Genomic DNA, 25,608 nt, shown 5'->3' on the forward strand with positions numbered 1-25,608 from the left:
TTAAAACACAATAAAAAAGGCCTCATTAAGAGGCCTTTTTTGTTTATTAATCAAATTACTAAGATATTTTCTTCGCGTAATTGATTAAGCCATTGGTTGAGCTGTCAAAGCTGGTCACCGCATCTGGTGTGGTCAACTGTGGCAGGATCTGGCTGGCAATTTGTTTGCCGTATTCCACGCCCCACTGATCATAGCTGTTAATGTCCCAGATGATGCCTTGTACGAAGATTTTGTGTTCATACAGCGCAATCAGTTTACCCAAAGTGTAAGGCGTTAATTGCTTGAACACGATAGACGTCGTTGGGCGGTTACCTTCGAATACTTTGTGAGGCAGCAGATCTTCCAGCGCTTCACCACTCAGGCCTTGTTTTTCCAACTCGGCGCGCGCTTCTTCACGCGTTTTGCCCAACATCAGTGCCTGGGTTTGTGCCAGGAAGTTAGCCAGCAAAATCTTGTGGTGCTGGTCATCCGGGCTGCCAATTTTGTAATGGCTGTTAGCTGGCATTAAAAAGTCCGCTGGCACCATTTGCGTACCCTGGTGGATCAACTGGTAAAACGCATGCTGGCCATTGGTACCTGCTTCGCCCCAGATGACCGGGCCGGTTTTGTAGCTGACACGGCTGCCATCGCGGCAAATGAATTTGCCATTACTTTCCATGTCTGCCTGTTGCAGGTAAGCTGCAAAGCGTGACATACCCTGGTCGTAAGGCAGGATAGCGTGTGTATCGACGTGGAAAAAGTTGTTATACCAGACCCCTAGCAAGGCCATGATGACTGGCATGTTTTGTTCCAGCGGTGCAGTCTGGAAGTGCTGGTCCATGGCGTGGCCACCAGCCAGTAACTGTTCAAAGTTGTCCATGCCGACATACAGCGCAATGGATAAGCCAATCGCAGACCACAGGGAATAGCGACCGCCAACCCAGTCCCAGAAAGCGAACATGTTGTTGGTATCGATGCCGAAGGCTTGCACCGCGGTCGCGTTGGTAGACAGCGCCACAAAGTGCTTGGCCACGTGTTGGTCTTGTTTGGCGGCATTGAGGAACCAGCGACGTGCAGAGTGTGCATTCGTCATGGTTTCCTGGGTGGTGAAGGTTTTAGACGCCACAATAAATAGCGTGGTCTCAGGATTGCAGTTCTCCAGCACACGCATCAGGTGCGCGCCATCAATGTTGGAGACAAAATGTGCTTTCAAGTCTGGGCTGGCATAAGGCTTCAATGCATCGCAGGCCATGACCGGGCCGAGATCTGAGCCGCCAATACCGATATTCACCACGTCAGTGATACGTTTGCCGGTATAACCCGTCCATTGACCGCCGCGCACTTGCTCGGTAAAGCTGCGCATTTGTGCCAGCACGGCATTGACGTCGGGCATTACATCTTTGCCGTCGACCAATACAGGCGTGTTGCTGCGGTTGCGCAGGGCAGTGTGCAAGACGGCACGGTTTTCAGTGATGTTGATTTTTTCACCGCTGAACATGCGGCTGCGCCATTGCTCGATATTGGAGTCACGCGCCAGCTGGAACAGTTGTGCCAGCGTTTCTTTGGTGATGCGGTGTTTCGAGTAGTCGAGCAGGATATCTTCGACGGTTAAGCTGAACTCTTCAAAGCGTTTTGGATTTTGTTTGAACAGGTCGCGCATTTGAATATCGCGCATTTCAATTTGATGCTGGTTCAGCGCGTGCCAGCTCGGGTGTGTGGTTAGTTTTGCCATGTTATGTTGTTGCTATCGTTTTCAAGTCAATTAATTTTATAGGGCGCGCAAACATTCAGTCTGCGCTGCCAAAATCTGTACTGCAAGCTTGCATTTTTAGCCAGTTTAACCAGCTATTGTAACTGAAGTATGACACCAGCCAGCGGCGGCAAGTTAAGGCTGATAGAGGCCGGATGTTCCATCCATGGGACGGAATCGCTTTGACAGCCATGACCATTACCGAAATTGCTGCCACCATAACAAGCGGCATCACTGTTTAACACTTCCTGATAGTAACCAGATTGTGGTACGCCCAAACGATATTGATGGCGCGGTACTGGTGTGAAATTTAACACTATTATAACAAAACTATGGTCATTGCCGCGTCTGATGTAGCTCAATATTGACTGGGTAGCATCCTCGCAATCTATCCACTGAAAGCCTTGCGCGTCAAAATCATGCGCATGCAGGGCAGGATGCTGGCGATAAAGTGCGTTCAGGTCGCGGTTTAATGCCTGTATGCCTCTATGCAAGGCATGGTCAGGAGTTGATGCTTCGAGCAAATGCCAATCCAGGCTCTGGTTGACGCTCCACTCGCGGCTTTGACCAAATTCGTTACCCATAAAGTTCAATTTCTTGCCTGGCATGGTCATTTGCATGGTTTGTAACAGCCGCAAATTAGAGAATTTTTGCCAGGCATCCCCGGGCATTTTCTCCAGCAAGGACTTTTTGCCATGCACCACTTCATCATGCGAGAACGGCAGCACAAAGTTCTCGGAGTAAGCATACATCTGCCCAAAAGTCAGCCGATTGTGATGATATTGGCGGTATACCGGATCCAGTTGCATATAGGTCAAGATGTCGTTCATCCAGCCCATATTCCATTTCATGCTGAATCCTAGGCCGCCGGCATAGACCGGGCGCGAGACTGCAGGCCAGGCAGTCGACTCTTCAGCAATGGTAAGCACACCAGGAAAGCGCTCGCCAACCATCATGTTGAGTTGCTTCAGGAATTCAATCACATCAAGGTTTTCGCGGCCGCCATAAGCATTTGGCAACCACTCGCCATCTTTGCGTGAGTAGTCGAGATAGAGCATGGAGGCGACTGCGTCCACGCGAAAGCCGTCAACATGGAACTCTTTTAGCCAGTAGTAGGCGTTGCTGAGCAAAAAGCAGCGCACTTCATTGCGGCCATAATTGAAGATATAGGTGCCCCAGTCCATATGCTCGCCCAGCCTGGGGTCGGCATGCTCATACAGGGCCGTGCCATCAAAACGCGCCAGTGCCCAGTCATCCTTGGGGAAGTGCCCTGGCACCCAATCAAGGATGACGCCGATATTAGCCGCGTGACAGCGATCAATAAAATACTTCAAATCATCCGGGTTGCCATAGCGTTGGGTGGGGGCAAAGTATCCCGTGACTTGATAGCCCCACGATTCATTGAGCGGATGCTCGGCAATGGGCAATAATTCAATGTGGGTGTAACCCATGTCAGTTAAATGCGGAATCAGTGCATCTGCCATGGCGCGATAGCTTAAAAAGTGGCCATTGTGGTCGCGCTGCCAGCTGCCGAGATGCACCTCATAGCAGTTAAAAGGCGCATGTAACCAGTCACGTTGCTGGCGTTGTTGCTGCCAACTGTCATCTTGCCAGGTGTAGTGGCTCTCACAGATACGGTTGGCGGTGCCTGGCCTGGCTTCAAAGGCCTTGCCATACGGGTCGGCCTTGACCATGACATGGCCATGTTCGCGATTGCGGATTTCAAATTTATATAAATCGTGCTCGGTCAAGTGTGGAATAAATAATTCCCATACGCCACTGCTGCCGAGTACGCGCATGGCATGTACGCGGCCATCCCACTGGTTAAAGCTGCCAACGACGCTGACACGCTCAGCATTCGGGGCCCATACGGCGAACCTGACGCCAGGCACAGCATTGACTGTCATGGGGATGGCGCCAAGTGTGTTGTAGGCCTCAAATAATTTGCCTTCGGCAAACAGATGCAAGTCGTCTGCCGACAAGGTGCTGCCTAAGCTATAGGTGTCGAACGTTTCATAGCTGGATGCCTGCTTATGCAATTGTATTTTGAGTGCAACCGGCGTATTGACAGCTGTGCTTGACTTGTAAAGAAACAGGCCTTGCGGATGGTTGAGTGTCATGGCTTGCCAGGCATCATCGACCTTCACCCAAACCTTGTCGGCATTCGGCAGAAAAACACGTACATGCCACGGGCCTTGCTGGCTATCTGCATGTACACCCAAGTATTCAAAAGGGTTGTGATGTGTCGCGTCTAAAATACGTTGCAGATGCAAGGTGTCGGGATGGGGAGTGGCTGAAGGTTTGACTGTCATGCTAGCAATGTCCATTTGACTAGCCTCAATCCTATCAAAAAAAGTTAAGATTTACGTCATTTATCGCTGAAAATATCGTTGTCTTTACCCGAATTATCATGCAGACTGTGGGTGTCGGACCTGCGGTTACCAAGCGTTGTGTCGTCTCTACCGGAACGCACATCGCTGCGCATGACTTCGGGCTGATTTTCAGGATCAGAAAAACAGGAACAGCATCATGTCTCAAGCAGCAGAGTTTATCGAACGTCGTAAAAGCAACCGGCGGCAAGAACGTCCTTCTGACCGCTTTATCAGTAACCTGACAAAAAATACCGTCGCGATTATCCTGGCCGGTGGCCGTGGTAGCCGATTGAAAAACCTGACTGATTGGCGAGCGAAGCCGGCAGTGCAGTTTGGCGGCAAGTTCCGTATTATCGATTTCCCGCTATCTAATTGCATTAACTCTGGCATCCGCCGCATTAATGTCGCCACACAATACAAGGCGCAGAGCCTGATTCAGCACGTGCAGCGTGGCTGGGGCTTCTTGCGTGGCGAGTTTAACGAGTACGTCAACATCATCCCGGCACAGCAGCGCTTAGGCGAAGAGTGGTACAAAGGTACGGCAGATGCCGTATACCAAAATATCGACTTGTTGCGCGAGAATGGTGGCGAATACATTCTGGTGCTGGCTGGCGACCATATTTATAAAATGGACTACGGCAAAATGCTGGCCACACATGCGCGCAGCAATGCGGATATGACGATTGCCTGCATTAATGTGCCACTGGAGGACGCCAAAGGCTTTGGCGTGCTGGAGGTAGATAGTACCGACAGGGTGGTGGCGTTTGATGAAAAACCGGCGCATCCCAAGCCAACGCCCAATAACCCAGAGGTGGCGTTTGCGAGCATGGGTATTTATGTGTTTAACGCCAAATTCCTTTATGAACAGTTGATCCGGGATGCTTACGACCGTAAGTCCAACCACGATTTCGGCCAGGATATTATTCCCTATATCATCAAGAAATATAAAGTGCAGGCACACCGCTTTGTCGATAGTTGTGTCGGTGCGCAAAGCGATAATTATTACTGGCGCGATGTCGGTACGATTGATGCTTACTGGGAAGCCAATATGGAGCTGACCAAAGTGATTCCAGAGCTGAACCTGTATGACAGCGACTGGCCGATCTGGACTTATCAGGAGCAATTGCCGCCGGCCAAGTTTGTGTTTAAAGACGAGGGACGTACCGGTAAGGCAACGGATTCACTGGTGTCTGGCGGTTGCCTGATCAGCGGCTCATGTGTCTCTAACTCGGTATTATTTTCAGGCGTGCATGTCGCTGATTATTCCGATCTGGATGGTGCGGTCGTACTACCAAAAGTCAAGATCAATGAAGGCGTGGTCATGCGTAATGCCGTGATCGACCGTGGTTGCGAGATTCCGGCCGGTATGCATATTGGCGTCGATCTTGAACGTGACAGAAAGCGTTTTTATGTGTCTGAAAAAGGCATTGTTCTGGTGACGCCAGATATGCTGGGACAGGATTTGTACCGTGTGAAGTAATATCAATTGAGATGAGGTAACGATGGAAAAGAGGTTGAGGGATGTCCGATAAAAAATTGCTGTTGAATCTGTATTGGCACATGCATCAACCTGACTATCGCGACCTGGTCACCGGCGAGTATGTACTGCCGTGGACCTACCTGCACGCACTCAAAGACTATAGCGATATGGCCTATCACCTGGAGCAGAATGCGGCGGCTAGGGTGAGTTTCAATTTTGTGCCGATTCTGGTTGAGCAGTTACAGGATTACGCTGACCAGTCGCGCACAGGTGAATGGCGTGACCCCTTGTTGCGCTTGCTGGCGAACCCGGATCTGGACAATATTACCGATGCCGAATGCCAGCTCATTGTAGACAGTTGCTTCAAGGCGCATCATGAAAAAATGCTGAGCCCGTTTCCGCATTACCAGCGCCTGCTGAAATTGTACGAACTGGTCGAGCCCATCATGCAAAACGGCCAGTTTCATTATCTCTCAGCCCAATATAAAGCGGACTTGCTGGTTTGGTACCACCTGGCGTGGACGGGCGAGGGGTTGCGGCGCAAAAACAAAACGGTGCAGGCACTGATGCAAAAAGGCTTGCTGTTTACGCTCAAAGACCGCCAGGCATTGCTGGGTGTGATCAGCGAAACCTTGCAGGGCATTTTGCCTCGCTACCAGGCCTTGTTGGCAAAAGGCCAGATCGAGATGTCTACCACGCCTTACTACCATCCGATTTTGCCCTTGCTCATCGATTTGAAAAGCACACGCGATGCCATGCCGGAAGCGCCTTTGCCACATTCGGCGAATTATCCTGATGGGTATACACGGGCCATTGCCCATGTAGAGGCCGCCCAGCACTATCATGAAAAAATCTTTCACCAAAAGGCGCTTGGCATGTGGCCAGCCGAAGGCGCTGTTTCGCATGCGGCATTGTCGTTATTAGCCGAACAAGGTGTCGCTTGGGCCGCGACCGGGCAGGGTGTGCTGGCCAATAGTTTGCGCAAATTGGGCCTGCCGCATGAGCAGCCGCGAGATTACCTCTATCAGCCATACAAAATCACCAATGGCCAGCAAGATATCGTCTGCTTTTTCCGCGACGATCACCTTTCTGACAAAATCGGTTTTGAGTACTCCAAGCAATATGCCAGCGAAGCGGTACATGATTTTGTGCAGTCGCTGGAGCACATTCTTGCCCACAGCGAAGATGAAACGCCGGTGGTGAGTGTGATTCTGGATGGCGAAAATGCCTGGGAATATTACCCATACAACGGTTTTTACTTTTTGCAGGAGCTCTATCACGCCCTGGCGACGCATGCTGATATCCAGATGACCACGTTTAGTGATGTGCTGGCTATGCAGCAAACCAAGCAACTGCCGGAGCCCAAGTTGCTGAATGATATTTGTGCCGGTAGCTGGGTCTATGGCACCTTTAGCACCTGGATCGGCGAACCGGCGAAAAACCGTGCCTGGGATTTGCTGTGTGAAGCCAAACGGCAATATGACCAGCATGTGCATGAGTTATCTGCGACTGCCAAACAGAAATGCCAGCAACAACTGGCGCTTTGTGAAGGCTCTGACTGGTTTTGGTGGTTTGGCGACTACAATAATGCGCAAAGCGTGCAAAGTTTTGACCAGCTATACCGCCGCAATTTGAGCAACCTCTATCAGTTGCTGGGCCTAGTGCCGCCAGCGCATTTGTCTCAGCCCATTAGCCTGGGCGGCGGTGACGCTGAAAATGCAGGCACCATGCGTCGCGGGCAATCCTGACCGATTTTATTTTTTTCTGAATGCCAATCTCATGACACAAGCTAGACAAGCAGGTGTGTTGCTGCACATCACTTCATTACCTGAAGGCAATCTTGGGCCGGATGCCTATCGTTTCGTCGATAAACTGGTGGAAATGGGGGTGGCCATCTGGCAAACCTTGCCAGTCAACCAGCCACACGGTGACCAGTCGCCTTACCAAAGCGTGTCGGCGCATGCCGGGCATACTGGCATGATCAGTCCCAGGCAGTTGTTGCAAGAGGGCTGGTGCCAGCCTGAAGAGGCTGAGCTGCCATTACCTGCGTTAATCGCTAAAATCATGTTACGTGTGCAGTCTGGCAGCGCGCCGTCTAAAGCGGACGGTCGCGGCCTTACCTGGTCGGGTTTTGCACGTTTTTGCCAGACACAACATTACTGGCTGGAAGATTTTGCCTTATTTTTGAGCTTGCGTGAGCAGCATGCGCAGCAAAGCTGGCAGCAATGGCCGGAGGCTTACAGATTGCATGATGTGCTGGCCTTGCAGGCCTTTACCGCCGCACACCAGGAGCAACTGACGCTGATTAAATTCACGCAATACGTGTTTTTTCAGCAATGGGCGCAACTTAAACTGTATGCCAACCAGCGCGGCATCAAGTTATTTGGCGATATCCCGATTTTTGTTGCCTACGATAGCGTAGATGTCTGGGCGCATCCTGAGTGGTTCAAATTGGATGCTGAACTCAATATGACGGTGGTGGCCGGCGTGCCGCCTGATTACTTTTCTGAAACCGGCCAGCGCTGGGGTAACCCACACTATGACTGGCAAGTGATGCAAGCCGATGGGTTTGCCTGGTGGCTGGGCCGCATTGATACCCAGGCGCAATTGTTTGATGTACTGCGTATTGACCATTTCCGTGGCTTGCAAGCCGCCTGGGAAATTCCTGCACTGGAGCCTACCGCAATCAACGGCACCTGGCAGGATGCACCAGGGCATGCGTTGTTGCAAGCCATTACCGAGACCTTTCCACAACTCAGCCTGGTGGCTGAAGACCTGGGCATCATTACTGACGAAGTCGATGCTTTACGACATGCGTTTGAGTTGCCTGGTATGAAAATTTTGCAATTTGCTTTTGGTGGCGATGAGGATAATCCCTATTTGCCAGAGAATATCGAAGAAAATAGTGTTGCCTATACCGGCACTCACGATAACGACACCACGTTAGGCTGGTATCAGGCTGCGCCAGAGCATGTACGCAACCACTTGCATCACTATTTAAGCCAGCATTTAAATCAAGAACAGCCTGACATGCCAACAGCGCTGATACAACTTACGTTTAATAGTGTGGCTAACCTGGCTATTGTGCCCATGCAGGATATTCTGGCACTAGACAGCCAGTCACGTATGAATACGCCGGGCACCATAGAGGGCAATTGGGCCTGGCGCATGCAATGGGCGCAGTTAAGCGATGATAAACTGCACTCTTTCAGACAATTAGTAGAAGAAAGTGACCGCGTGCATGCCTGAAGCAAATGCTGTGTATCGTTTGGGCTTGGATGTAGGCGGGACGAATTTACGCCTGGGCGTGTTTTCTGACCTGGCGCTGGTTGAAGAAACACGCTTCCAGGCCAATTACTCTGCCATTTGCAAACAATATCCGCCAGCGCAAGCCTGGCAAACCATTTTGCAGGTGACGGCAGATGCTATTCGCCCTTTGCTAAGCAAATATCCAGCCATTCAGTCCATAGGCATCGGTTTTCCCGGGTTTATTAACCCGCAAACCGGCATACTGGCGCAATCGCCCAATTTGCCAGGGTTGCGGGATGTCAATCTTGGCCATGACCTGACGGACTTGCTGGGGATCAAGGTCCGCGTTGAAAACGACGCCAATGCGGCTGCCTATGGAGAATATTGCCAATTAGGCCAACCAGCGGGTGGCCTGCTTTACATCGGCCTGGGCACAGGTGTGGGCGCCGGATTGGTGGTGAATGGCAAAGTGTGGGCCGGGCATCATGGCTATGCGCTAGAGGCGGGCCATATTATTGTCGTGCCAGAAGGGCGTTTATGTGGTTGCGGTAATCAGGGCTGCGTCGAACAATATGCTTCTGCCACAGGCATCAGCCAGGCCTATGCTGACCTCACTGGCCACACACTGACTGCCCAGGCGATTGCTGTGGCTGCTGACCAAGGCGATAGTCATGCCCAGGCAGTCTATGCTGATGCTGGCAGTAAACTGGCGCAAATGCTGGCCAGTGTGCTGAAAGTGGTCGATGTGGAAAATGTACTGATCGGTGGTGGTGTGGTGGCTGCCTGGTCATTGATGTCAGCCGCATTTCAGCAACGCTTGGAACACGACTTGATTCCAGTGTTGCGCGGTAAAATCCAGGTGCATATCACCCGCTCTGGTGATGTGGCAGGCATGCTGGGTGCTGCGCTATTAGCTGTTTAGGCCACGTTTTACTGATGTTGCGCCAATGCCCAGGCCACATGTTCCCTAACCAGGGCATGGCTATCGTCTTGCCGCGCCTGCAGTGCCGCAAGCACAGCCGGTGAGCTGGGCGCGTTGCCCAAGCCAACGGCAATATTGCGCAACCATTGCACGTAGCCAATACGGTAAATCGCACTCCCCGCCATGCGCGCTTGAAATTCGGCCTCTGTCCAGGCAAAGCAATCGACCAAATCACTACTGTCCAACCCGTGTCTGACGGCAAAATCACTTTCCTGGCTCTTCACGGCAAATTTGTTCCATGGGCAAATCAGCTGGCAGTCATCACAGCCATAAACGCGGTTGCCGATCAGTGGCCGTAGTTCCAGTGGAATGCTGCCCTGGTATTCAATGGTCAGGTAAGAAATACAGCGCCTGGCGTCCAGCTCATAAGGCGCCACAATGGCGCGAGTAGGGCAGATGTCTATACAGGCTGAGCAACTGCCACAATGCGCGCTCGTTGGCGGGTCGATGGGCAAGGGCAGGTTGGTATAAATTTCGCCCAGAAAGAACCATGAACCCTGTTGTCGGTTGAGTAACAAAGTATGTTTTCCACGCCAGCCAACGCCAGCCTTGGTGGCCAATGCCACTTCGAGTACCGGCGCGCTGTCAGCAAACACACGGTATTCAAAACTGCCATAAGTCTCGGTGATGCGCGTACACAGTTGCTGCAACTTTTGCCGCATCACCTTATGGTAATCACGGCCCATGGCGTAGCGGGCAACATAAGCTTTGTCTGGATTCTCCAGCACCTGCCAGCCGTCAGCTGCGTTTTCAGGCAAATAATTCAGATTGACCGAGATCACGCGCAGTGTGCCCGGCACCAATTCTGCCGGACGGCTTCGCTTGGTGCCATGTTTTGCCATATAATCCATGTCGCCGTGGTATTGTTTGTCCAGCCAGTTTAAAAACTCCGGCTCAGCGGCAGATAAGTCAGTATCGGTGATGCCGATGCTGCCAAACCCCAATTCTCGCGCCCAGCCTTTGATGGTCGCTGCCATCTGTGCGGCGGCTTGCTCATCAGGCAATTGAATGGGGACGGGATGTGATTGATGTGACATGACAGAAACGTATTCTACACAGATTTTAAAAGACGAAGCAGCGACTGTGCATGCCGCAGAAGTGCTGGCAACGCAATTGAGACCGGGGCAGGTGATTTACCTGCATGGCGACCTTGGTGCGGGCAAGACGACGCTGGTGCGCGGCATTTTGCACGCGCTGGGTCATATCGGCAAGGTCAAGAGTCCGACTTATACCATCGTCGAGCCATACAATCTGGCCATCGCTTCATGTTACCATTTTGACCTGTACCGCTTTCAGGACCCCGAGGAGTGGGAAGCTGCCGGATTCCGCGATTATTTCAATGCCGACAGTATTTGCCTGGTTGAGTGGCCTGAGCGTGCCGAGCAGGTATTGCCACAAGCCGATATAGAGATTCGATTTGATATTTTGCCGCACGGCCGCGTGCTGCATATCACCAGTCAGCACGCGCTGGCGTTGGAAGGACTATGCCAGTAATGCGCAAGATTTTAACCTTATGGCTGCTCACAGCCGTGTGTTCTCTTATTGGCGTGGCGCACGCCGCCGAAGTGATTCTGGCTAACCTGCAACAACATGGCAGCCAGGTGCAGGTTGAGTTGCTGTTAGATCAGCAAGTCAAATACCGCGTATTCACACTGGATAATCCGTTCCGCGTGGTCATTGATATGGATGCCGTGGCGATCAGCCCCACACTCAAAGCCTTGCCATTTCAACTGGATGCGCAGCATCCTTATTTATCCAAAATCCGTATTGCACCATTTACTGAGCATACTACCCGCCTGGTATTCGATATCAAGTCCGACATCAAACCATTGGTGACTGATATGAATGCAGGCAGTTCGCAACAACGCCTGGCCATTAGTATTGCGCCAGCAACTGGTAATGCAGAGCCTGCGGTCGCGACACCCGTGTTGACGCCCTCAAAACAGTTACAAGACGTTCCGCCAGTCAATAGTGATGAAAAATCGGTTGAATCTACACCACCACCATCTGCCGTCAAAGAGCCTGCGAGTGAAGCGCCAGCCGCTACGGCGAATAGTGAAAAGCCAGTAGAAAAACCTGTCGTTGCTGATAAACCGAAACAAGCCAAGCCCGGCCAAAAGCTGATTACCATTGCTGTTGATGCCGGCCATGGTGGTGAAGATCCTGGTGCAAGGGGCGCTAATGGCAGCCATGAAAAAAACATCACGTTGGCGATTGCGCGCAAACTCAAGCAGCAGATAGATGCCGAAGATAATATGCAGGCGATTTTAATCCGTGATGGCGATTATTTTGTGCCCTTGGGGGACCGTGTGAAAAAAGCCCGTGCCGCCAAAGCTGACCTGTTTATTTCCATCCACGCCGACTCGTTTGTGAACAGCACCGCCAAAGGCTCATCTGTGTTTGCATTATCCGAACGCGGCGCCACCAGTGCTGGCGCGCGCTACCTGGCGAAAAAGGAAAACGCCGTGGACTTGATCGGTGGTGTCTCGCTGGATACACGCGACATGGACCTAGCGCGTACGCTGCTCGATTTATCACAAACTGCGACCATTCATGACAGTATTCGCATGGGTAAGGCAGTGTTGGGGCGTATTGCCAAAATTAATACCCTGCATTCCAAATACGTGGAACAGGCTGCGTTTGCGGTGTTGAAATCACCGGATATTCCGTCCATTCTGGTAGAAACGGCGTTTATCAGTAACCCAGATGAAGAGTCGAGGTTGAATGATGATGGTTACCAGGATAAATTGGTGAATGCGATTTTATCGGGTGTGAAGTCGTACGTGGCGACGAATCCTTCGTTTGCTAAGAAGTAAGTTTTGGGGTTGTTTGAAAAGGTAATTTTTAGGTTTTTTCGTTTAGGTGAGGTTTCTTTTCGCCTTTATGGCGAGTTACTTTTCTTTGCTTGCCCAAAGAATAAGTAACCAAAAGAAATGCACCCCAGCTTCCGCTTGTTTCCTGCGTTGCTCGTCAAAATAAGCGGTCACGAAACTCAACCTGGTAGCTCACACACAACGTGAGCTACTGCGGGATTCGAACAGTCGCTCCCTTTCTCCTTATTTTGCCTGCGCTACTCGGCGCGGCAGATGGGGACCCCGAACATCATGCGACTGCAACCCCTAGTGAATTTAAAAAAGAATCTGTTTTTAACTGTTCAAACTTCTACGCTGCTTCTTAAATGAGACAAATCCCATCCCATCACGCTGAGTAGCGGAGACGAAGTGGGGGTAGTCGGCTATCGGCTGTCCGAGTTCCGCGGTGGCTTGCGGGGTGTGCAAGCCGCTAGGGCGAGTTTCGATGGACGCCCACCTGGAGTCCGGAACGGACGAAAGTCCTTCGTTGAGCAACGCAAGGGAGCCGTCAGGCCGTGATGGCTGGGTGTCTTCCTCTTTGGTTACTTTCTGGGGGACAAGCACCAGAAAGTGACTCGCCGAGAGGCGAAATAAATACTTCAAATTATTAATGAAGCTCACATTTAGCGATACTGCGCCAACTCCGCTTCCCGCTGCGTCTTCCCATATCCCGCCTGTACCCGCAACGCTCTGCTGATATAAGCATTCAGCTTTTTCCTCGCATCATCAATCAACCCGCTATCCGGGAAAATCTGCGGATACTGATACGACAGCCAGCTATACAAACTCAAATGCTGGCAAATCAACTCGGCCTGCTCCAGGTATTGTGCCTGTTGTCCATTCAGCCAATCCGGCATATTGGGTAATGAGCGGGTTTGTTGCGTGGCGACAGCGGTGACACATTGCATAAAATAATCCCTTGCAATCGGCACTTGTATTGCCAGCGGCGCGCACATGAGGCGGTATTTGTCGCGCATGCTGAGTGTGGGCGCTACTTCGTCTATGAGCAAGGCTTGTTGATATTGCAATGCGGTGACTTGCCATTGCAAGTGCTGTTGGTCGTGTTGCCTAGCGTATTGATTATGCAAATACTCCACGCATTCTGCCAGGCGCCAGGTTGGGATCTGCTGGCTGAGGGCTTCAATATCGCCACCACCCATCGCGATTGGCAGGGCAAATAACGGCACCGTATCATCGACTTGCAGCATGGCTTGCAAATGCCATTGCTCGTCATCTTCCAGTACTGTCACATAGCCGGTGTCATAGAGACCGTGACGGCCTGCACGACCCGCAATCTGGCGCATTTCGGTGGCATTGAGCGGGCGCGGTGCGATGCCGTCAAATTTATGGATGTTGGCAAAAATCACTCTGCGAATAGGCAGGTTAAGTCCCATGCCAATGGCATCTGTTGCCACCAGTATTTGCGCTTCTCCATTGGCAAAGCGGGCAGATTCGCCACGGCGGACTTCTGGCGATAGCGCGCCGTAAATGGTGGCGACGCTTAAGCCCCATTGGCGGATACGTGCAGCCAGTGTCAGCACATCTTTGCGGCTAAAGGCGACAATTGCATCGCCAGGCTGTAAGGCCTTGTGTAATTTGGCCGCGTGGTAGCGTGCACCGCAAATGCTGTGGTCTTCAATTAACAACGGTGTCATGCGTTGCAAGTGGGTGAGGGTATAAGGCTCATTTAAGGCGTCCAGCACACGCGTACAGCTTTCTGTCACGCTATTGGCACCACAAATAAACACCTGTTTAGCTGGAACACCCACCAGTGCGGCGGTCCAGGCGCTGCCACGATCCGGATCCATCAGCATCTGGATTTCATCAATCACAGCGACCTCTACCGCCATATCTGGCCGTAACATTTCAATGGTCGAGGCCGTATGTTTGGCGCCAGGCACCATCACGCGTTCTTCGCCAGTGACCAGGTTACACGGTACGCCAGCCTGCATCAGGCGGTCGCGCACTTCCATCGCCAGTAAGCGTAATGGCGCCAGGTAAACGCCAGACGCGGCCTGGCGTAAGGTCTCAAGCGCTTGGTAGGTTTTACCAGAATTGGTCGGGCCCACGTAAAAATGATGCTGGCGACCCAACTGTCGGGCGAGCGTAAAGCGCGATAAATATTGCTGAAATTCGTTGGCGAACATGCAGTCATTCTACCAAACGGTTTAAAATGGCAGGATGAAAATCCAACTACTGCCTGACCAACTCATTTCACAAATTGCTGCTGGAGAAGTGGTCGAGCGCCCAGCCTCGGCGCTCAAAGAATTGCTGGAAAACAGCGTTGACGCAGGCAGCACGCAAGTGCAGGTGGCCTTACAGCAAGGCGGCATGAAGTTACTCAAAGTGACTGACAACGGCCATGGTATTGCCAAAGACGAGCTAGAGCTTGCGCTTACGCGGCACGCCACCAGCAAAATTCAAAGCCTGGAAGACCTGGAACAAGTGGGTAGTTTGGGTTTTAGGGGTGAAGCGCTGGCAAGTATCGCCTCAATCTCACGTACCGTGTTGACTAGCCGCCAGCAAGCGGCTAGCCATGCCTGGCAAATTGCCGCCGAGGGCACGCAAGGACAAACCGTGAGCCCAGCCGCATTGGATGCAGGCACGATCGTCGAAGTGCATGATTTGTACTTTAACACCCCGGCCCGGCGCAAATTCCTTAAAACTGAAAACACCGAGTTTGGCCATTGCGAAGATGCGTTTACCCGTGTCGCTTTGTCACGGCCCAATGTCGGCTTCTTATTGCAGCATAATGGTAAGGCGATGACGCGTCTGGCGGCGAATACGCCGCAACAACGCATCACTGACGTACTGGGTAGTGAGTTTGCCTCGCAAAGCGTCTGGCTGGAAGAAGAGAGCGGTGGCTTGCGCCTGTGGGGCATGACGGCGTCGCCGACTTACCAGCGTCACAGCCGCGATAGCCAATATGTGTTTGTGAATGGCCGTTTTGTGCGCGACAAACTGATTGCTCACGCCATTAAACAAGCCTATCAGGATGTGCTGCATGGGGACAAACATCCCGCGTTCGTGCTGTTTTTAGAGCTCGATCCATCGCTGGTGGATGTCAACGTACACCCGGCCAAAACCGAAGTCCGCTTCCGCGAGTCGCAAGCCGTGCATCGTTTTATTTTCCATAGCCTGCATAAAGCCTTGGGTAAAACCTCGGCCGAAATTCAGGCCAGCCAGCCCGTGCAAGCGCCGTTTAACCCGTTCCGACCTGGCAATGCGCCCGCTTTTAACATGCCACGTGAGCAGGTTGAAATGCCTTTGCAAAGTCGCCCGGCGTTTGGAGGAAATTACCAGCCAAGTGTGAGCAATGGCGCTGCGCTGGCACAGCAGTTTTACGGTCAGCTCTATGGTGATTTAAAACCTGCAACAACGGCTGGGAATCTGGAAGAAAGTCATTCTTCTGTCGGTTTGCAGGAAATGCCCATAGTCGAGTTAATTCAAGCAACAAGCGAAGCGCCACAACAATATCCGCTGGGCTTTGCGTTGGGACAGTTGCATGGCATTTATATCCTTGCTCAAAACACGCAAGGCATGGTGGTGGTTGATATGCACGCCGCACACGAGCGCATTATGTATGAGCGCCTGAAAAATGCGCTTAGTGAACAGGCGATCGCTACGCAACCCTTGCTACTTCCGATCAGCTTTTACGCTGAGAAAGTCGAAGTCGCCACGCTGCAAAGCCTGCAAGGTAGCGATACTTTGCAGCAGCTGGGTTTTGATCTAGCTACATTATCACCAACCACGATTGCGATCCGCGCCATACCAACCATGCTGCAAGGTGCAGATGCCGTGGCATTGGCGCGCGCGGTATTGCGCGACCTGAACGAATACGGTGTCAGTCGTGTGTTGTTGGAACGTCAGAACGAGGTGCTAGGTACGATGGCCTGCCACGCAGCGGTGCGTGCAAATAGACAACTGACGATTACTGAAATGAATGCCTTACTTCGGGATATGGAAGCGACAGAGCGCAGCGGGCAGTGTAATCATGGCAGACCGACCTGGTTTCAGGTGAGTCTGAATGATTTGGACAAGATGTTTATGCGCGGGCAGTAGCGATCAGGCTACTGCAAAAGCAAAAGGCCAGGTGTCTGGCCTTTTGCGGGGTGCGAATGATTAGTGTTGTTTACGACGGCTGATCAAGGAGACCAAGGCCAGACCAAACATCATTAATGCATAGGTGTCTGCTTCTGGTACTGTGCTGATGCCAGTTTGAGCAACATTGACGCCGGAAATGGCGAAGTCATTCAACGCGTTGAAAGGGGCTGATGTCAGTGTGTAAGTGATTTTGAAAATATCTGCATTGTTACGCGCAACGCCTAAGTAAATAGCCGTGCCGGTATTGCTGTCTGAGAGGCCATCTTCAGTGTATGACTCCAGAATGTTGCCGGAGAAGTCATAAGCCTGGATCAGGGCGGTAAAGCTACCATAATAATTTGACTGGATATATGCGCCTGCGCCAAAAATACCGCTATCGAAGTTGAGTGAGATTTCTGGGCCTGCGCCGGACCCTGTCCACAGCAGAGGCTCATTGGCAGGCATGTTGCCATTCCAGCCTGTGCCCTGTTGTATAGCTTGCAGTGTGCCTGCGGTTGAATATACGCTACCAGTGCCGCCTGTGTAGGTAAATGCGGTGCCGCTGGTAACGCCACCGATACCGAATTGACTCCACTCAATATCCTGGCCTGTGATGGCTGCGTTTACTTCTACGGCTGATGCATCATAACTCACCATAGCACCGATCAGTGCCATCCCCATTATTAACTTCTTCATTTTAGTCTCCCTATGTTTTTGTTTAATTAACCTTTAAAAAGGTTGCTAAATTTAACATGGATTTAATTCGATGTGGAATAGTCCTTATGGGTAGAGGTCATGTATTGGCCGTGTGGTTATTCAGCTTGTAACGCAGATTTTTGCCATAAAGCATGTAGCTTTTCTTTTTGACGTTCTAATGCTGCGGGTGACTCTTCAGCAGATGCCTGCTGTTTTTCCACATCTGGGAATGTATGAAAAAAGTCATCGACCTGTGCGTTGTGTAATTGTTTAGCATCCCCGCTCTGAATAGTGAGAGTTCCCTGGCTGACAAACCAGTTGAGTAGGGTGATTTCGTCGTTGCTGTGCGCAAGCCTGATGTGTAGATTTTGGTTGTTGCGCGCGAGAGACACTTCACTGGCTGGAATATCTTGCCCGAGCACTAGCGTGAGTTGTGACTGGTTATTTTGCTGTACGCTGTCTTGTCCATCACCACGGGTGAAAATGATGTGCGTTTTGCCTTTGAGGGCGATGAGATGGTCGTTGCCTCTTCCGCCAACCAGCGTATTGTTGCCTTCTTGGCCGTCGAGGATATCGTTTCCCTCTGCGCCTGTGAGTGTATTATCTCTGGCATTGCCAAAGATAATATTATCCAGTTGATTGCCGTTGCCATCTGTGGCATCTGGCAGCAATATCAGATTTTCAACGTGTTCAGGTAGCTGATATTGGTCTGTATTGCTGTAGACCGTATCATTGCCATCGTTTGCATTTTCTTTAACCATATCATGTGCATGGTCGACATAGTAGGTATCGTTACCAGCACCACCTATCATGATGTCTTCCCCCTCAGCGCCATCCAGTATGTTATTTGCCGGGTTGCCGATCAGGAGATTATCTAGTGAATTGCCATTGCCGTTGATGTGGTGGTTTCCTAATAATTGAAGCTTTTTAAACGCCTCAGACAGTACGCAATGTTGTTCGCATGTAAAGCTCGTAGACGTTTCTGCTGTGCGGGAAGGGCCGTCCATTGAAAGCGTGACTTTTGCAGCCATGCGGTGGGATTGTTTGTACAGCAGATGGTAAATGGTTCTTGGTTTTTCTGGGTTCACAGCCTTAAGTATGTAATTGAAGCTAAAGGAAAAGTTGTTAGCGATGGTAGGCGAAAACACAATCTTGTTGTCAGATGTGAGCATAATGCTGCCTGCGTCAATATCTCCCAGATTGTCTAAGCGGATTTCTTTACCGTATTTGTCTGCAATGGCTTGTATTTTGAGTGGGCCAGGTTGCATGCTGATGTCATTAGCCGTCAGGCGATTCGCATCTATGACCATGACCTTGGTTGGATTGCCAAACGGTTTCATGATCTGAAAGTCACCGTCATGCAAAGTGATCGCATCCGCGACTGGGATAGGCTCAGGGATGGTCAGATCCACCCAGCCGGTGTTCTTGAAGTACAGCGTTTCGATATTGACCAGTATATCGCTCCCGTCACGCGCATTTATCCGGTCGCTGATGCGCCAACTGGCGTCGTTGAGTTTTTGTAATCGGTATTCTTCCAGGTTGCCGGTAAAAGCGGCCATGTCCACTCCTTCGCTGCCCTCCAGCGTATCGTCGCCAGCGCCACCTTCCAGTACATCGTTGCCTGTACTACCGTTGAGCTTATCGTCACCTTGCTGCCCAAGCAGAATATCATCTCCAGTCCCGCCGAGTAGCTGGTCCTGGCCTTCCCCGCCATATATCAGGTCATTGCCGGCGCCACCATCCACCAGGTCACTGCCCAGGTCTCCGACCAGTACATCATTGGCGGCTCCGCCGATCACGATATCATCGCCTGCACCTGCGTTGATGTAGACGGAGCTTCTACCGCCGCCAATTAAAATATCATTACCACGATGGCCAAATGCAATTTCAATGTCTGACTGTGCCAGATTCAAGACATTGCTTTGTGGTGAGGTAAAGACCACGCTATCTATACCTTCACCGCCTTTAATATGCGACTCAGGATTTTCCACCAACAGTATGTCGTCTCCTGTGCCTGCGTCATAGCTATCAATGCCCGCGAGTCCAGCGAGCCAGTTATCGCGTTCATCTCCTGCCAGATAATCAGCCTCATGCGTGCCTATCAGCATGTATGCGGGGGAGTCTTGTATCTCCAGCGCCAGCAAAGACGGCTTTTGGGTAAATAGGATATGAGGGTTGTTGGCGGGGTTCCCGCGCCGGTTGGTTACGTAATCATAAAATAGCTGACGTTCCGGGTAGGTGGCTTGCAGCGTTTTTGCCAGAAAAGTAGACTGCTCTTCGCCCGCGATGATGGCCTGGATTAATTTGAGTCTTGTTTGTTGCCAACCAGGGCCAGCTGTTCAGGCGTGATGGCAATATGCCAGCCATGACCTTCTATTTCGATCAACCCTGCAGCCGCATGTCCGTTCTGGAGACAGAAAAGGGCCGCCCATACGAGCGCGTGCTGAGTTATGCGAGGATGCATCGCTGGCCTTTAATATTGATTGCGTGTAAGGATGCCACATTATTTGTGAATTTATCACCCGCTTTTATCAGGCCGTGCCTGAAAATCATATGGATGTGCGGGTGATGTTTCAATTTAACCTGTTGCAAATTTAGTTAAATTAAGTTAATAATGGTGGACTTTTATATTAATTTGGAGAGCTGAGATGAGATTGTTTAAACATGCATATAAGCGTGGCATAGCCACTGGATTATTAGCTTTGGCGATGGCGAGCGGTGTCGCCACCAGTGCACAGGCCGCGTCTGTTTCAGAAGGCGTCACGGTGATTCCGGGTACTTATTTATTCGATTTTGATACCGGGTCATTAACAACTGGTCCTGGTGCAGATGTGTGGTGGGAGCAAATTACGTCAACGAGCCGCGTATTGATGTCTTATTCAACGGCTCAACTCGCTTATGTCGGCCAAGTAGGTGTTGGTGGTTTGAGTTTTAATGCATTGACGGTGAGTGATCTTGAGGCGTTGACGTATTCTTCTACAGGGATTAGCGGTGGCGATGTCGGGAATTTGCTCACGGCTAACTCAGTATTTGCGGTTAAAACGGATGCAGGTAACTATGGCAAGGTATTAGTGACTTTTCCATTTTTTCAGGCTTATCAAAACAATGGTTTGGGCGTTTATTGGGTAACCATGACGCCAACGATACCAGTCCCCGAAGCTGACACTTTTAGCATGTTGCTGGCAGGGTTTGGCCTGATGGCCTCTGTTGTTAGACGTCGCTCAGTCTGATTGATCGCTGGCTATGAAAAGCCCCGCTTGATGCGGGGCTTTTTTATGCACTTAATTATTCATTATGCAAGTAGCAAAAATACGGTAGGTTTTTTATGCACATCCGGCAACGCTGATTTTTTCCAGTCGGCGATGGTTTTGGTCACAATCAATTCATCTTGTGCAGTGATATTGCATGCCACGCATAGCAGCGTGAGCGGTTGCAGGTTGGCAACCAGGTCTTCCAGCACATGCTGGTTGCGGTAAGGCGTTTCGATAAACAGCTGTGTGGCCTGTTGTTTTCTGGAGTCAAACTCAATGCCTTTGATGGTTTTGATACGCTCGTTTTTATCGCTGGGCAAATAGCCTAAAAACGTAAATCGCTGGCCATTGAGGCCGCTGGCCATCAAGCTCAGTAACAAACTGCTAGGGCCGATTAAAGGCACTACACGTATGCCTTTGTGATGTGCAACCGCAGCTAATGCGGCGCCAGGGTCAGCAATGCCCGGGCAGCCAGCTTCGCTCATTAACCCTACGTCAGTGCCTTGCTGTATGGGTTGCAATAATTTAGCCAGGTCTTTGCTAGGCGTATCTTTAGTGAGCACTGACAGGTTTAATTCGCGGATAGGCACCGGATGGCCGCTGGCGGCTAGAAACTGGCGCGCAGTTTTTTCATTTTCGACAATAAAGTGGCGCAGGCTGTGCATGCGTTGCACGACTTCTGGCGGGAGCACTTGTTGCGGGGTGGTGCCTTCAGCGAGAGGGACGGGGATAAAGTATAAAGTGCCGGCAGCCATAATATGATCGATAGATTTTTAAAAGCCGGATTATCCCATGCAGGGCATAAAAAAAGCATTCTTTTGCAAGAATGCTTTTTCTGAGACTGCTTGGATGGCGAGAGATTAATACTTCACTTGTACACGATATTTAAGCGTCACATCACCTTCAGCAGGCACATTGACTTGCCAGGTGGCTTGATGCGCGCTGGTTTTCTTATGTGCTTGTGATTCATTGAGGATTTTCCAGTCGCCATTGATCGGCTCTTGCACCGTCACTGTCACGGCTTCTTTTTTAGCGTTATGCAGGGTGATGGCATAAGCGCTTTCATAAAGTTGCGTCTGGTTTGGTTTGCTCAGGTTTTTAAAGTCGGTTTGCACGCGGTCGGCGGTGACATCAAACGCGTTGCCGAGTTTAAGGCGTACGGTATCGTTTTTCGGCGTATGGTCGATCTGGTCTTCACCGACAAATTGTGCGGTGCCATCATTATCTTTTTTATACACGCGCATGGTGCCTTTGGGTAAAGGCAGGCCTAGCTTGCTGCTTTCCTTATTTTCAAACTCGACAAACACTTGCACTTTTTGTTTTTTCTCAACGTCGCGGTACTGGCCTTGATAGTAATAATCGGCGCCCGTTAATACCAGCTCTTTACGTGCAGGAATACGCTGGGCAGAAAGCAGGGCGACTTGTTTGGTCTGGTTCTCGCCTATGGTCGTCGTGCGAGGTAGCGTATACAGGTGATATTCAAGCAGCCCTTGCTCGCTGGGCATGGCTGCATCAGCCACCATGGCTTCAGAACGCATCATCATGGTTTTGGGGCGGATGGTTTCGCGCACACGGTTAACGTCACCTGCCACCAGTTGCACTTTGGCATTAGGGTAAGCTGTGCCGCTGGTATTGGTGAGTGTGACCCAGCCGGAGAGGTCAATGGCATCTTCTTTGCTGCTCAGCTCGGCGACGTAGTCGGCCTTCCATTGCAGGCCGCCGGTGAGGTAGCTTAATTCGAGGTTGCTTTGTTCTGCGCCCTTGTATTGCACCTGCGTGGTCAGGGTTGGCCGGTCTTTGAGTAGGCCTGGCACGTTAGGGTAAACGATGCGGCCAGGGATGCCAGTTTCAATGCGGTTGCCGATTTTGAGCACGACACCATCTTGTGCGGATAACACGGTTGCGGTTTCTTGGGTCTCGGCACCTGTGCTTGGATTAGTGCGGATAATCGTGACTTGCTGGCCTACGTGTTTCTCCAGCAGTTTTTGTGGGGTGAGCAGGTCAAAGTCAAAGTTCTGCTCCAGCACTTGCAGGCTGGTATTGGGTAACAGGCTACGCAACAAGGCCGTTTCGGGTTTGATTTGCGCACTGACATCACGGAATGACAAGGCAGATAAGCCATTATTCAAACTGAGTTTACGGTTATCTTTCACTAGCGCCAGGTCTTCGTTGTAGATGGTCACCGCGACGCTGGTCTGGTCTGATTGCGGACTGGTCGTCGTCATTTCTGCTTGTGCTAATGAACTACTGCACAATGAAACACTACCCAGGGAAAATAACAGCAGGGAGCTGAATCGCATGAATATCCTCTCGTTTTTTGTATGTAAGCGTATACGCTTGAGACTGCCTTAACGCAACAGCCGTTCAAAAGTTAACACACGATTTTATTCGGCGCCAGAGGTAACGGGGTTAAATCCTGGAGGTGGATAAGACATCAACGCCAGCTTGTTGCAGCATATTGACCAGTGCGATCACTGGCAGGCCAATCAGCGCATTGGGGTCGTCACCGCGCATATAGTCTAGCAGCGCGATGCCCATGCCCTCAGACTTCGCGCTGCCTGCGCAGTCGTAGGGTTGCTCCAGCCGCAAGTAGGTTTCAATTTGCAGGGCCGTTAATGCTTTGAATTTAACAAAGTAGGGCACACTAGTCGATTGCATGTACTGGCTGCCGCTATCGTATAAACACAGCGCACTATGAAAAATCACTTCTTTGCCGCTAAGCATGGTCAGTTGTTTGACCGCAATCTCGTGATTGCCAGGCTTGCCTATCTGCAAGCCATCGACTGTCGCCACCTGGTCGCAGCCAATAATCAGCGCATGAGGCTGGCTCTCGGCTACTTTGCGTGCCTTGCTCTCGGCCAGGCGTAACGAGGTGTGCTCAGGGCTTTCGCCATCAAGCGGGGTTTCATCAATTTCGGGCGAGATGCACTCAAACGGGATATGCAGCTTTTGCAGCACTTCGCGGCGGTAACGAGAAGAAGAGGCGAGAATGATAGATTTTGTCATGGCTAAAAGCAAAAATCCCTGAATTGCTTCAGGGATTTTTGTGCACTGGATTATTCCGGTTGAATTTCAATCAGTGTTTCATCCGGGGTGACGCTGTCACCTTTGGCGACATGGATCGCAACCACAGTGCCTGATTTGCTGGCCTGGATTTCGTTTTCCATTTTCATCGCCTCAATCACCAGCACGCCATCACCTGCGTTGACCTTGTCGCCGACATTGACTTTGACCGTAACAATGGTGCCTGGCATGGCGGTGGTGACGCAACCTGGGTGGCTAGGGCGTGGACGACCGCTGGCCGCCACAGACGCTTTTTTCTTGCCGCCAGCAGAGCCATTATTCGCACCACCACTGACTTCCATTTCGCTCAGCGTTTCTACAAACACCTCTTCCGAAATGCCATCGACTTTAACGTAGTAAGGCTTGCGCTCTTCACCAGCGTGGCCACTACCGGTCAGTTTGATATGGTAGGTTTCACCGTGCAGTGTGATGTTAAATTCGTTAGGCGCGTAGCGTGCAGCAGCGGTTTGCTGAGTCACGGCGTCTTTGCTCAGTAGCGGTTCTGGTGTCAATGAACCGGCATTGCGTTCTTGCAAGAAGGTCTGGCCAATATCCGGGAACATGGCGTAGGTCAGTACATCTTGCTCATTGTTGGCGAAACGCTCAGCTTCAGATTGCAGTCTTGCCAGTTCTGGTTGCAGCAAGTCTGCCGGACGGCAAGTGATGACTTCTGCATCGCCTACCGCTTGTTTGCGTACCTCTGCATTCACAGCAGCAGGTGCTTTACCATATTGGCCCAACAGGTAGTTTTTCACTTCGTTGGTGATGGACTTGTAACGGCCACCGGTCAATACGTTCAACACAGCCTGTGTACCCACGATTTGTGAGGTAGGAGTGACTAATGGAGGGTAGCCCAGGTCCTGGCGTACACGTGGAATCTCAGCCAGCACTTCATCCATACGGTTGAGCGCGCCTTGTTCTTTCAACTGGTTAGACAGGTTGGAGATCATGCCACCTGGTACCTGGTTGACCAAGACGCGGGTATCCACGCCAGTAAATTCGCTTTCGAACTGCCAGTATTTTTTGCGTACTTCTTTAAAGTAAGCGGTGATTTCCTGCAGTTTACCCAAATCGAGGCCGGTGTCGTACTCCGTACCTTTTAATGCGGCCACCAGGCTCTCAGTGGTCGGATGGCTGGCACCTTCAGAGAAGGATGAGTTACAGGTATCAATAATATCCACGCCGTTTTCAACGCTCTTCAGCATCACCATGCTGGCCAAACCAGAGGTGGCGTGGCTATGCATGTGAACCGGTACGCTGACAGCGGCTTTCAATGCTTTGACCAGATCGCCCGCCAGGGTTGGCGTCAGCAAACCTGCCATGTCTTTGACACCAATACTGTCACAACCCAGGCCCTCAAGCTCTTTGGCCATATTCACGAAATAATCGATGTCATGCACCGGGCTGGTAGTGAATGACAGGGTGCCAATCGCGTGTTTCTTAACGTTTTTAACGGCTTCAATCGCTGTTTTCAGGTTACGGATGTCGTTCATCGCATCAAAAATGCGGAACACATCGACACCAGTGTCAGCCGCCTGTTTGACGAAAGCGTGCACGACATCGTCAGAGTAGTGACGGTAGCCCAGCAAGTTCTGGCCACGCAACAGCATGTTGATAGGTGTATTAGGCAATGCTTTACGCAGACTGCGCAAGCGCTCCCATGGATCTTCTTTCAGAAAGCGCACGCAGGCGTCAAAGGTGGCACCGCCCCAGGCTTCCAAGGACCAGAAACCAATCTCATCCAGTTTGCTGGCAATCGGCAGCATATCTTCGGTACGCATGCGCGTCGCGATCAGGGATTGGTGTCCATCTCTTAAAACGAGTTCGGTGACATGTATTTTGCTCATAATC

General features: G+C 51.2%; 18 protein-coding genes. 8 read left to right on the top strand and 10 right to left on the bottom strand.

Annotation, left to right across the window (positions count from 1 at the left end):
* Positions 1-58: 58 nt before the first annotated feature.
* Entirely contained in the window at positions 59-1,711 is a 1,653-nt protein-coding gene (gene pgi, locus MET42_RS0107085; protein WP_019882171.1) for a glucose-6-phosphate isomerase, read from the bottom strand.
* A 113-nt stretch (positions 1,712-1,824) separates the two neighbouring features.
* Positions 1,825-4,041, bottom strand: coding sequence for a 1,4-alpha-glucan branching protein GlgB (gene glgB, locus MET42_RS0107090; RefSeq protein WP_198289764.1), 2,217 nt, complete (start codon positions 4,039-4,041; stop codon positions 1,825-1,827).
* A 217-nt stretch (positions 4,042-4,258) separates the two neighbouring features.
* Between glgB and glgC the strand changes: the two genes are divergently transcribed.
* The 4 genes from glgC to MET42_RS0107110 are packed head-to-tail and all read left to right on the top strand — an operon-like array spanning position 4,259 to position 9,752.
* Positions 4,259-5,581, top strand: coding sequence for a glucose-1-phosphate adenylyltransferase (glgC, locus tag MET42_RS0107095; RefSeq protein WP_019882173.1), 1,323 nt, complete (start codon positions 4,259-4,261; stop codon positions 5,579-5,581).
* Between the two features lie 41 nt (positions 5,582-5,622).
* Entirely contained in the window at positions 5,623-7,329 is a 1,707-nt protein-coding gene (locus MET42_RS0107100; RefSeq protein ID WP_019882174.1) for a glycoside hydrolase family 57 protein, read from the top strand.
* Positions 7,298-8,830, top strand: coding sequence for a 4-alpha-glucanotransferase (malQ, locus tag MET42_RS0107105; protein ID WP_019882175.1), 1,533 nt, complete (start codon positions 7,298-7,300; stop codon positions 8,828-8,830). The genes MET42_RS0107100 and malQ overlap by 32 nt, the downstream gene beginning before the upstream one ends.
* Positions 8,823-9,752 carry an ROK family protein gene (locus MET42_RS0107110; protein WP_019882176.1) on the top strand — a complete coding sequence of 310 codons (930 nt, stop codon included), beginning with the start codon at positions 8,823-8,825 and terminating at the stop codon, positions 9,750-9,752. The genes malQ and MET42_RS0107110 overlap by 8 nt, the downstream gene beginning before the upstream one ends.
* A gap of 8 nt (positions 9,753-9,760) precedes the next feature.
* On the opposite strand, the gene queG is transcribed toward MET42_RS0107110, so the two are convergent.
* The gene (gene queG, locus MET42_RS0107115) at positions 9,761-10,849 is read right to left on the bottom strand and encodes a tRNA epoxyqueuosine(34) reductase QueG (RefSeq protein ID WP_019882177.1); all 1,089 of its coding nucleotides are present in this window, start codon (positions 10,847-10,849) and stop codon (positions 9,761-9,763) included.
* Between queG and tsaE the strand changes: the two genes are divergently transcribed.
* Complete coding sequence (gene tsaE / locus MET42_RS0107120) at positions 10,848-11,306, top strand: tRNA (adenosine(37)-N6)-threonylcarbamoyltransferase complex ATPase subunit type 1 TsaE (RefSeq protein ID WP_019882178.1); 459 nt, start codon at positions 10,848-10,850, stop codon at positions 11,304-11,306. The genes queG and tsaE overlap by 2 nt on opposite strands.
* Entirely contained in the window at positions 11,306-12,628 is a 1,323-nt protein-coding gene (locus MET42_RS0107125) for an N-acetylmuramoyl-L-alanine amidase (RefSeq protein ID WP_019882179.1), read from the top strand. The genes tsaE and MET42_RS0107125 overlap by 1 nt, the downstream gene beginning before the upstream one ends.
* 659 nt (positions 12,629-13,287) lie before the next feature.
* Here MET42_RS0107125 and MET42_RS0107135 read toward each other — a convergent pair.
* Positions 13,288-14,811, bottom strand: a complete 1,524-nt coding sequence (locus tag MET42_RS0107135; protein ID WP_019882181.1) for a helicase-related protein — start codon at positions 14,809-14,811, stop codon at positions 13,288-13,290.
* 34 nt (positions 14,812-14,845) lie between these two features.
* On the opposite strand from MET42_RS0107135, the gene mutL reads away from it, so the two are divergent.
* A complete protein-coding gene (gene mutL / locus MET42_RS0107140) occupies positions 14,846-16,726 on the top strand; it encodes a DNA mismatch repair endonuclease MutL (protein ID WP_019882182.1) in 1,881 nt (626 codons plus the stop codon).
* A gap of 60 nt (positions 16,727-16,786) precedes the next feature.
* Here mutL and MET42_RS0107145 read toward each other — a convergent pair whose 3' ends face one another.
* Both MET42_RS0107145 and MET42_RS0107150 read right to left on the bottom strand, forming a co-directional pair.
* Positions 16,787-17,443, bottom strand: a complete 657-nt coding sequence (locus MET42_RS0107145) for a PEP-CTERM sorting domain-containing protein (RefSeq protein WP_148296195.1) — start codon at positions 17,441-17,443, stop codon at positions 16,787-16,789.
* Between the two features lie 116 nt (positions 17,444-17,559).
* Positions 17,560-19,587 (bottom strand): calcium-binding protein, encoded by a 2,028-nt coding sequence (locus MET42_RS0107150; protein WP_232411377.1) that lies wholly within the window; start codon positions 19,585-19,587, stop codon positions 17,560-17,562.
* Positions 19,588-20,091: 504 nt separating this feature from the next.
* Here MET42_RS0107150 and MET42_RS0107160 point away from each other — a divergent pair.
* Positions 20,092-20,673, top strand: a complete 582-nt coding sequence (locus tag MET42_RS0107160) for a PEP-CTERM domain protein (RefSeq protein WP_019882185.1) — start codon at positions 20,092-20,094, stop codon at positions 20,671-20,673.
* A gap of 62 nt (positions 20,674-20,735) precedes the next feature.
* On the opposite strand, the gene MET42_RS0107165 is transcribed toward MET42_RS0107160, so the two are convergent.
* The 4 genes from MET42_RS0107165 to oadA form a co-directional block, all read right to left on the bottom strand.
* Positions 20,736-21,449: an SAM-dependent methyltransferase gene (locus MET42_RS0107165; RefSeq protein ID WP_019882186.1), complete on the bottom strand. Its 714-nt coding sequence runs from the start codon at positions 21,447-21,449 to the stop codon at positions 20,736-20,738.
* Positions 21,450-21,554: 105 nt separating this feature from the next.
* Positions 21,555-22,994, bottom strand: a complete 1,440-nt coding sequence (locus MET42_RS0107170; RefSeq protein WP_369751523.1) for a DUF4139 domain-containing protein — start codon at positions 22,992-22,994, stop codon at positions 21,555-21,557.
* A 109-nt stretch (positions 22,995-23,103) separates the two neighbouring features.
* Positions 23,104-23,700, bottom strand: coding sequence for a Maf family nucleotide pyrophosphatase (locus tag MET42_RS0107175; protein ID WP_019882188.1), 597 nt, complete (start codon positions 23,698-23,700; stop codon positions 23,104-23,106).
* A gap of 50 nt (positions 23,701-23,750) precedes the next feature.
* Positions 23,751-25,604 (bottom strand): sodium-extruding oxaloacetate decarboxylase subunit alpha, encoded by a 1,854-nt coding sequence (oadA, locus tag MET42_RS0107180; protein WP_029512362.1) that lies wholly within the window; start codon positions 25,602-25,604, stop codon positions 23,751-23,753.
* Positions 25,605-25,608 lie beyond the last annotated feature (4 nt).

Origin of the sequence: Methylophilus sp. 42, assembly GCF_000384155.1 — a bacterium.
In the GTDB taxonomy this organism is placed as follows: Bacteria; Pseudomonadota; Gammaproteobacteria; order Burkholderiales; family Methylophilaceae; genus Methylophilus.